This window comes from Rhodococcus sp. NPDC003382, from assembly GCF_053589135.1.
Map to the genome: position 1 here is coordinate 23,856 of NZ_JBSFRH010000066.1, position 7,717 is coordinate 31,572.

Annotated in this window: 7 protein-coding genes; 6 read left to right on the top strand and 1 reads right to left on the bottom strand. The window is 68.8% G+C overall.

Annotation, left to right across the window (positions count from 1 at the left end; all coding sequences use genetic code 11):
- Positions 1-19 precede the first annotated feature (19 nt).
- Complete coding sequence (locus ACWDUD_RS28285; protein ID WP_197252947.1) at positions 20-1,309, bottom strand: adenylosuccinate synthase; 1,290 nt, start codon at positions 1,307-1,309, stop codon at positions 20-22.
- Positions 1,310-1,537: 228 nt separating this feature from the next.
- On the opposite strand from ACWDUD_RS28285, the gene ACWDUD_RS28290 reads away from it, so the two are divergent.
- The 6 genes from ACWDUD_RS28290 (at position 1,538) to ACWDUD_RS28315 (ending at position 7,597) form a co-directional block, all read left to right on the top strand.
- The gene (locus ACWDUD_RS28290) at positions 1,538-2,188 is read left to right on the top strand and encodes a hypothetical protein (protein WP_450111483.1); all 651 of its coding nucleotides are present in this window, start codon (positions 1,538-1,540) and stop codon (positions 2,186-2,188) included.
- A 201-nt stretch (positions 2,189-2,389) separates the two neighbouring features.
- Positions 2,390-3,139, top strand: a complete 750-nt coding sequence (locus tag ACWDUD_RS28295; protein ID WP_450111481.1) for a thioesterase family protein — start codon at positions 2,390-2,392, stop codon at positions 3,137-3,139.
- 154 nt (positions 3,140-3,293) lie between these two features.
- Entirely contained in the window at positions 3,294-3,758 is a 465-nt protein-coding gene (locus ACWDUD_RS28300) for a pyridoxamine 5'-phosphate oxidase family protein (RefSeq protein ID WP_197254923.1), read from the top strand.
- A gap of 137 nt (positions 3,759-3,895) precedes the next feature.
- Positions 3,896-4,951, top strand: a complete 1,056-nt coding sequence (locus tag ACWDUD_RS28305; RefSeq protein ID WP_197254922.1) for an iron ABC transporter substrate-binding protein — start codon at positions 3,896-3,898, stop codon at positions 4,949-4,951.
- A gap of 10 nt (positions 4,952-4,961) precedes the next feature.
- Entirely contained in the window at positions 4,962-6,530 is a 1,569-nt protein-coding gene (locus ACWDUD_RS28310) for an ABC transporter permease (RefSeq protein WP_450111482.1), read from the top strand.
- Positions 6,527-7,597, top strand: coding sequence for an ABC transporter ATP-binding protein (locus ACWDUD_RS28315; RefSeq protein WP_197254920.1), 1,071 nt, complete (start codon positions 6,527-6,529; stop codon positions 7,595-7,597). Before ACWDUD_RS28310 ends, ACWDUD_RS28315 begins: the two co-directional genes overlap by 4 nt.
- Positions 7,598-7,717: the final 120 nt, after the last annotated feature.

Consider the following 7,717-nt stretch of genomic DNA (forward strand, 5'->3'; position numbering starts at 1 on the left):
AACCGACTGTTTACCGACGTCAGGCCAGCACGTCGTGGCGCACGATGGTTTCGTCGCGGCCCGGTCCGACACCGATGCACGAGATGCGTGCACCGGACAGCTCTTCGAGCCGCAGCACGTAGTTCTGCGCGTTCTTCGGCAGCTCCTCGAAGGTGCGGCACTGCGAGATGTCCTCCCACCAGCCCGGCATCTCCTCGTAGATCGGCTTGGCGTGGTGGATGTCGGTCTGCGTCATCGGCATGTCGTCGACGCGCACGCCGTCCACCTCGTAGGCGACGCAGATCGGGATGGTGTCCAGGCTCGACAGCACGTCGAGCTTGGTGAGGAAGTAGTCGGTGATGCCGTTGACGCGCGTCGCGTAGCGGGCGATGACCGCGTCGAACCAGCCGGTGCGGCGGGCACGGCCGGTGGTGACACCGACCTCGCCGCCCTGCTTGGCCAGGTACGCGCCGTGGTCGTCGAACAGCTCGGTCGGGAACGGGCCCGAGCCGACGCGGGTCGTGTAGGCCTTGAGGATGCCGAGCACCGTGGTGATCTTGGTGGGGCCGATGCCCGAACCGACCGCCGCGCCACCGGAGGTGGGGTTCGAGGAGGTCACGTACGGGTAGGTGCCGTGGTCGACGTCGAGCAACGTGCCCTGCGAACCCTCGAGCAGGATCGTCTCGCCGCGTTCGAGCGCCCGGTTGAGCTCGAGCCGGGTGTCGGTGATGCGGTGCTTGAACCCTTCGGCCTGGCCGAGCACCTCGTCGACGACCTGCTGCGGGTCGAGAGCCTTGCGGTTGTAGATCTTCGCCAGCACCTGGTTCTTGAACTCGAGGGCCGCCTCGACCTTCTGGGTGAAGATCTTCTCGTCCAGGACGTCGGCGACGCGCACGCCGACGCGGGCGATCTTGTCCTGGTAGCAGGGGCCGATACCGCGACCGGTGGTGCCGATCTTCTTGGCGCCGAGGAACCGTTCGGTGACCTTGTCGATGGCCACGTGGTACGGCATGATCAGGTGCGCGTCGGCGGACAGCAGCAGGCGGGAGGTGTCCACGCCGCGCTCTTCCAGACCGGCGAGCTCGGTGAGCAGCACGCCCGGATCGACGACGACTCCGTTGCCGATCACGTTGGTGACGCCCGGGGTGAGGATGCCCGAGGGGATCAGATGGAGCGCGAACTTGTCACCGTTCGGCAGGACGACGGTGTGGCCGGCGTTGTTGCCGCCCTGGTACCGCACCACCCACTGCAGGCGTCCGCCCAGTAGATCGGTAGCTTTGCCCTTGCCCTCGTCGCCCCACTGGGCGCCGATCAGGACGATTGCCGGCATCTCGCGGTCTCCTAAGCAGGTGTCGATGTGCGGGCGGTCTCTCGCCTGCAGGTCCTGCCGCCACGGGCAGTAGCCGGGACGTCAGTCTAATGGACGGCCGGTTCCCCTTCGTGCCCGGCGTCACCGAAACGCCGCGCACACCCCGCTGGAAGCTTCACTACAGTGGAGTCGACGCCCGGCCACCTGCCCGACCCCGATCAGTTGCGAGGAGCCCTGTTGACACCGGTAGTGCTCAAATGCGGTGAAACACCCGTACCGTTGGCGCTCACGCCGGTGACCGCAGTATCCGCACCCGCTCTGCCGGAGAAGGACGACTTCGAGGACGTGTTCGCCCACCTCGAGGCGGTCGAGGATCCCCGCCTGATCGTGGTGGGCAGCGATGCCGCGTTCGCAGCTACCCTCACCCGGCTCATGCGCACCGACCGCCTCGGTGTGGAGCTGGCGTACGTGCCCGAGAAGCGCACCCCGGCGACCGAGGCCTACGGGATGCGCACGGGTTCGAAGGCGGCCGCGGTGGCGCTGCAGGGCACGGCCAAGTCGGTCCCGCTGATCCGTGACGACGCGGGGATCGCCCTGGTGGGTCGCGCACTCGTCGAGGGGGAAGGCCCCGATCTCGTCGGGGAGGCCTACGTCGACGACACACGCCTGTTCTCCGGCGAGGTTCCGGGCCTGCGCATCGAGCCGACGGCGACGATGCCCGGGCTGCGGGCGGCCGTCGACCGGCCGCGCTGGTTCGGCGGGTACCGGTGGCTGGAGGGTCGTGCGGTGCAACTCGGCTCTCCCGGCGCCCTGCTGACACGTGACGGGGTCGCGAACCCCCGCGCGGTGAAGCGCTCCACGTTCTACCGGCACGATCAGAACTGGCTGCTGGTGCGCTGAGGACGCGAAACCCGGCGTAGCGGTCAAGACATGTTGCTGTAGCGGGTCTCACCGACCCGGCCGGGCGGCATGCGAGCACTTCCACCTCGTCCTGACTTGCAAATTCCATAGTCAGATTCTACCGTTGCTGACTATAGGGATTCATAGCTAGACGGTTCGGCCGGCTGCCGTGCCCACACCCCTCGATCAGGAGCCTGTGCGATGACGAGTTCTCCGCTGACCATCGATCTTCCGTCCTCGTTCGACGCCACGTGGCGCGGGTTCGGGGGCCTGCACGGCGGCCTGGTCGCCGGGATACTGCTCCACGCGAGCGCCGCCGAACTCGACGCCGTACCGGCCGCGATCACCGCGCATTTCTATGCGCCGGTGCCGCCCGGGCGGGTCGAGGTGCACGTCGAGTCGCTGCGATCCGGGCGCACGGCGGGCGCCCGCGCCTCGCTCGGGAACGGTGAGGTGACCGGGCTGGTGCGGCTCGTGCGGGATATCGAACCCGCCCGGTGGGCGTCCCCGTCGACCGTGCCCGACGTGGATCCGTGGACCCGGCCGGTGCTGGAGATCCCGGTCGACTTCGTGCCGTTCTCGCAGTATCTCGACATCCGCCCGATCAACGCGGCCCGCCCGTTCGGTGGCGGCACGGATCCGACGTTCGAGGTATGGATCCGGCTGCGGCCGGATGTGCTGTTGCCGCCGGCGGTTCGCGCCGCGGTGCTGCTCGATGCGCTGCCGCCGGGGCTGTTCGCGATGCGGACCGCGCCGGTGCCGATCCCCACCGCCGAGTTCACGGCGCATCTGGCGCCCGCCGCCCACGATCCGGCCGGCGAATGGTTCCATCTGCGCCAGCACACGACGTGGGCGAGCGCGGATCTGTGCGTCGACGACACCGAACTACGCAGTCCCACCGGCGAACTCGTCGCCCAGGGCCGGCAGTTGCGTCGCATCATGGGTGGTTGAGCCGCGCGAGCCGCTCCCCCGCCGCACGCAGCGCCAACCTGCCGACGAATCGCTCACCGATTCGGAATTCGCCCACGCTACAGCGTGAGCCGATTCCGACTCACCACGTGAATCCCTGACACGAGATGTCAGAGTGCGGGTGCACAGTGGTCGCATGGCAACTTGGGAACAGTTCCGTACCGAAGCACCGGATCTCGCGGACGCGATCGCCGCACGCTGGGCCGCCCACAAGCACCACGTCCTGGCCACCCTGCGCCGCGACGGCTCCCCGCGCGTCAGCGGCACCGAGGTCGAGATCGTCGACGGCCGGCTCGTGATCGGATCGATGTACGGCGCGGTGAAGGCCCGCGACCTGCAGCGGGACGGTCGGTACGCCCTGCATTCCAATCCCGGCCACCACGACATGGTGGGAGGCGACGCGAAGGTCGCGGGGCGGGCGCGCGAACTGCACGGCGCCACGAAGGATGCGATCCTCGCGGCGTATCCGTCGGAGGTGCCGGAGGGCCCGATGCACCTGTTCGAGCTCGACCTCGACGAGGCCGTGCTCGTCACCGTCGACGAGAAGTTGCACGTCGACGTGTGGCGTCCCGGCGCCGGAGTGGTCCGTCACGATCGGTGAAAATCGGGCGAAACGCCCAATTCACCTGAAGGGCACGGTCGTTGACGAGGATACTTCGGTGAGTCTTACCTTGGTCGGCGCGTAGCATTCGACTCGATCGCCGGTGCGATCGAACTGCGCTCGACACGGAGGAACACATGAGAACTACACCGTCGCGACACCGATGGACCCGCAGCGCCCTGGCAGCCGGGGCGCTGGGCGTTGCTGCACTGCTGACGTTGTCGGCATGCAGCAACGACACGTCCGGCGGAAATTCCGAAGACGCGAACGCGATCACGGTCTACAACGCGCAGCACGAATCGCTCACCCAGGAATGGGTGGACGAATTCACCGCGGAAACCGGCATCACCGTCAATCTCCGCAACGGCGGCGACACCGAGATGGCCAACCAGTTGATCGCCGAGGGCGACCGCTCCCCGGCGGATGTGTTCCTCACCGAGAACTCGCCGGCCATGGCCGCCGTCGAGAACGCCGGCCTGTTCGCCGACGTCGCCCCCGACACGCTCGCCCAGGTTCCCGAGCAGTACCGCCCGTCCACCGGCAAGTGGACCGGCATCGCCGCTCGCTCGACGGTGTTCGTCTACAACACCGAGGCCCTCACCCCCGACCGACTGCCGAAGTCCCTGCTCGATCTGCAGAACCCCGAGTGGAAGGGCCGGTGGGCGGCGTCGCCGTCGGGTGCCGACTTCCAGGCCATCGTCGCCGCGCTGCTCGAGCTGCGCGGGGAGGACGCGACGCGCGCGTGGCTCGACGCCATGAAGGCCGGCTCCGTGCCCTACAAGGGCAACACCGCGGTGCTCAAGGCCGTGAATGCCGGAGAGATCGACGGCGGCGTCATCTACCACTACTACTGGTTCGGCGACCAGGCCAAGGGCGGGGAGAACAGCAGCAACACCCAGCTCCACTACTTCCGCAACGAGGACCCGGGCGCATTCGTCAGCGTGTCCGGCGGCGGCGTGCTCGCCGCGAGCACACATCAGCAGCAGGCGCAGGCGTTCCTGAAGTTCATCACCGGGAAGAAGGGGCAGGAGATCCTGCAGACCGGGACCTCGTTCGAATACCCGGTGGGCAGCGACGTCGCCGCCAACCCCGCGCTCGTGCCGCTCGTCGAACTTCAGGCGCCCCCGGTCGACCCGTCGACGCTCGACAGTGCGAAGGTCACGCAGATGATGACCGATGCCGGCCTGATCTGAGCCGCTCCGCATGACCGTCACATCCACGCTCGTCCGGATCCCGGCGGGCGGCACCACCCGATCACGTCCACCCCTCGCCGTGGCAATCCCCGCGGCACTGATGGTCGTGGCCTCGCTGATCCCGCTCGGATTCGTCGTCACCGGTGTCGTCGAATCCGGGTGGGACAGCATCCGGACCCTCGTCTTCCGGCCCCGTGTCGGCGAGCTGCTCGTCGACACCGGCCTCCTGGTGCTGATCACCGTGCCGCTGTGCGCCGTGATCGGGGTCGCCGCCGCCTGGTTGGTTGCCCGCACGACCCTCGTGGGTGCCCGCTGGTGGGCGCCCATCCTCGTGGCGCCGCTGGCGATCCCCGCGTTCGTCGACAGCTATGCGTGGGTCACCGTCGTTCCGTCGCTGCACGGGCTGTTCGCCGGTGTCCTGATCACCACGCTGGCGTACTTCCCGCTCGTATACCTCCCGGTGCTCGCCACGCTGCGCCGCCTCGACGCCGAGATCGAGGAGTCGGCGCGGGCATTGGGCTGTGGACCGGGGGCGGTCTTCGTCCGGGTGGTGCTGCCGCAGCTGCGGCTCGCGATTCTCGGCGGGTCGCTGTTGGTGGCGCTGCATCTGCTCGCCGAGTTCGGTGCGTTCTCGATGATCCGGTTCGACACCTTCACCACCGCGATCTACGAACAGTTCCAGGCGACGTTCGACGGCACGGCCGGCACGATGCTCGCCGGGGTGCTGGTGCTGTGTTGCCTGGCGGTGCTGGTGCTCGAAGCGCTCGCGCGGGGACGGGCGCGGTACGCGCGACTCGGCTCCGGCACCGGCCGCACCGCGACCCCCACGCCGCTGGGGTGGACACAGTTCCCTGCCCTCGCGTGTCTCACCGCGCTGCTCGCCGCCGCGATCGGTGTGCCGCTGTACGTGATCGTGCGGTGGCTGGTACGCGGCGGCGCCACGGTGTGGGACGGCGCCGAGTTGCAGCGCGCCCTGCTGCAGACGCTCGGCTACGGGGTGGTGGCCGCGGTCGCGACGACGGTGCTGGCCTTCCCGGTCGCATGGATCGCGGTGCGGTTCCCCGGCCGGTTCGCGAAGGTCGCGGAAGGCTGCAACTACGTCACGAGCTCGCTGCCCGGGATCGTGGTGGCGCTCGCCCTGATCACCGTCGGCCTGACGTATCTGCCCGGGCTGTATCAGACGACGACGATGGTGATCGTCGCCTACGTGCTGATGTTCGTGCCCCGGGCACTGGTGAACGTGCGCGCCGGGCTGGCCCAGGCACCCGTCGAGCTCGAGGAAGCCGCCCGGTCCCTCGGTGTCCGTCCCGTCTCCGCGTTCCGGCGGGTCACCCTCCGGCTCACCGCCCCCGCGGTCGCTGCGGGGATGGCACTGGTGTTCATCGCGGTCTCCACCGAACTGACCGCGACGCTGATGCTCTCCCCCACCGGGACCGCGACGCTCGCGACCCGGTTCTGGTCGGCGAGCAGCGAACTCGACTATGCAGGGGCCGCGCCCTACGCGGCGATCATGGTGATCGTGTCGCTGCCGGTCACCTATCTGTTGTTCCGGCAATCACAGAAAGCTGCAGGGATATGAGCGGTCTCGTCGTCGACGCGGTACGCAAGTCGTTCGGCGCGGTCGAAGTGCTGCACGGCGTGGACCTCACCGTCGCAGCGGGAAGCACCACGGCCGTCGTCGGATCGTCCGGATGCGGAAAGACGACCCTGCTGCGAATCATCGCCGGATTCGAACATCCCGGCGGCGGCAGCGTCCGCGTCGGCGGGACGGTCGTGGTCGACGGCACCCGGTTCGTGCCCGCGCACCGGCGCGACATCGGATACGTCGCGCAGGACGGCGCGTTGTTCCCCCACCTGACCGTGGGACGCAACATCCTGTTCGGTTTGCCGTGGCGCGAGCGCCGTTCGCGGGATCGGGTGCGGGAACTGATGGAAATCGTGTCGCTGGACCCCGATTTCGCGGACCGGCGGCCCGACGAACTGTCCGGCGGGCAGCAGCAACGTGTGGCTCTGGCCCGCGCACTGGCCCGACGGCCGAAGCTGATGTTGCTCGACGAACCGTTCACCGCGCTCGACGCCTCGCTGCGCGCCGGCATGCGCCGGTCGGTCGCGAAGTTGCTCCGCGAGACCGGGGTGACGACGGTCCTGGTCACCCACGATCAGGAGGAGGCGCTGTCGTTCGCCGATCAGGTCGCGGTGATGAAGCAGGGACGGCTCACCCAGGTGGGGGCACCGCAGGACGTGTACACCCGGCCGACGGACCTGTTCACCGCGAACTTCCTCGGGGACGTGGTGATCCTGCCCGGCCGGATCAGCACGGCGGGCATCGCGGACTGCCCGCTCGGCGCGGTGCCGGTGCCTGCGGACGCGCCCGGGGGCGAGGTTCGGGTCCTGCTGCGTCCCGAGCAGATCGTGGCGACCCCCGCGAACGGCAGCGCCAACGCGGTCGTGCTGGAACGCGAGTTCCTGGGCCACGATTCGATGCTGCAGATCCGGTTGACACCGACACCGGACATCCGGTCCCGCTACGCCTCGGAGGCCCCGCACGGCGTGCTCGCGGTGCGTCAGACCAGTGTCATCGCTCCCGACATCGGCGCGCACGTGAGCCTGCACGTTCTCGGGGAGGCGGTGGTGTTGCCCCGGTAGCCCCGCCCTCGTGCGTGGTTTCGGTAGCGGCCGCTACCGAAAACAAACCAGCGTGACGGGGACAAAGGGGGGTCCGCCCCCCCCAACAACCCCAAAAAAGTAACAACCCCAATAATAATG

Coding starts and splice junctions, on each gene's coding strand:
- ACWDUD_RS28285 (WP_197252947.1), bottom strand. CDS start 1,309: ATGCCGGCAATCGTCCTGATCGGCGCCCAGTGGGGCGACGAGGGCAAG.
- ACWDUD_RS28295 (WP_450111481.1), top strand. CDS start 2,390: ATGACGAGTTCTCCGCTGACCATCGATCTTCCGTCCTCGTTCGACGCC.
- ACWDUD_RS28300 (WP_197254923.1), top strand. CDS start 3,294: ATGGCAACTTGGGAACAGTTCCGTACCGAAGCACCGGATCTCGCGGAC.
- ACWDUD_RS28305 (WP_197254922.1), top strand. CDS start 3,896: ATGAGAACTACACCGTCGCGACACCGATGGACCCGCAGCGCCCTGGCA.
- ACWDUD_RS28310 (WP_450111482.1), top strand. CDS start 4,962: ATGACCGTCACATCCACGCTCGTCCGGATCCCGGCGGGCGGCACCACC.
- ACWDUD_RS28315 (WP_197254920.1), top strand. CDS start 6,527: ATGAGCGGTCTCGTCGTCGACGCGGTACGCAAGTCGTTCGGCGCGGTC.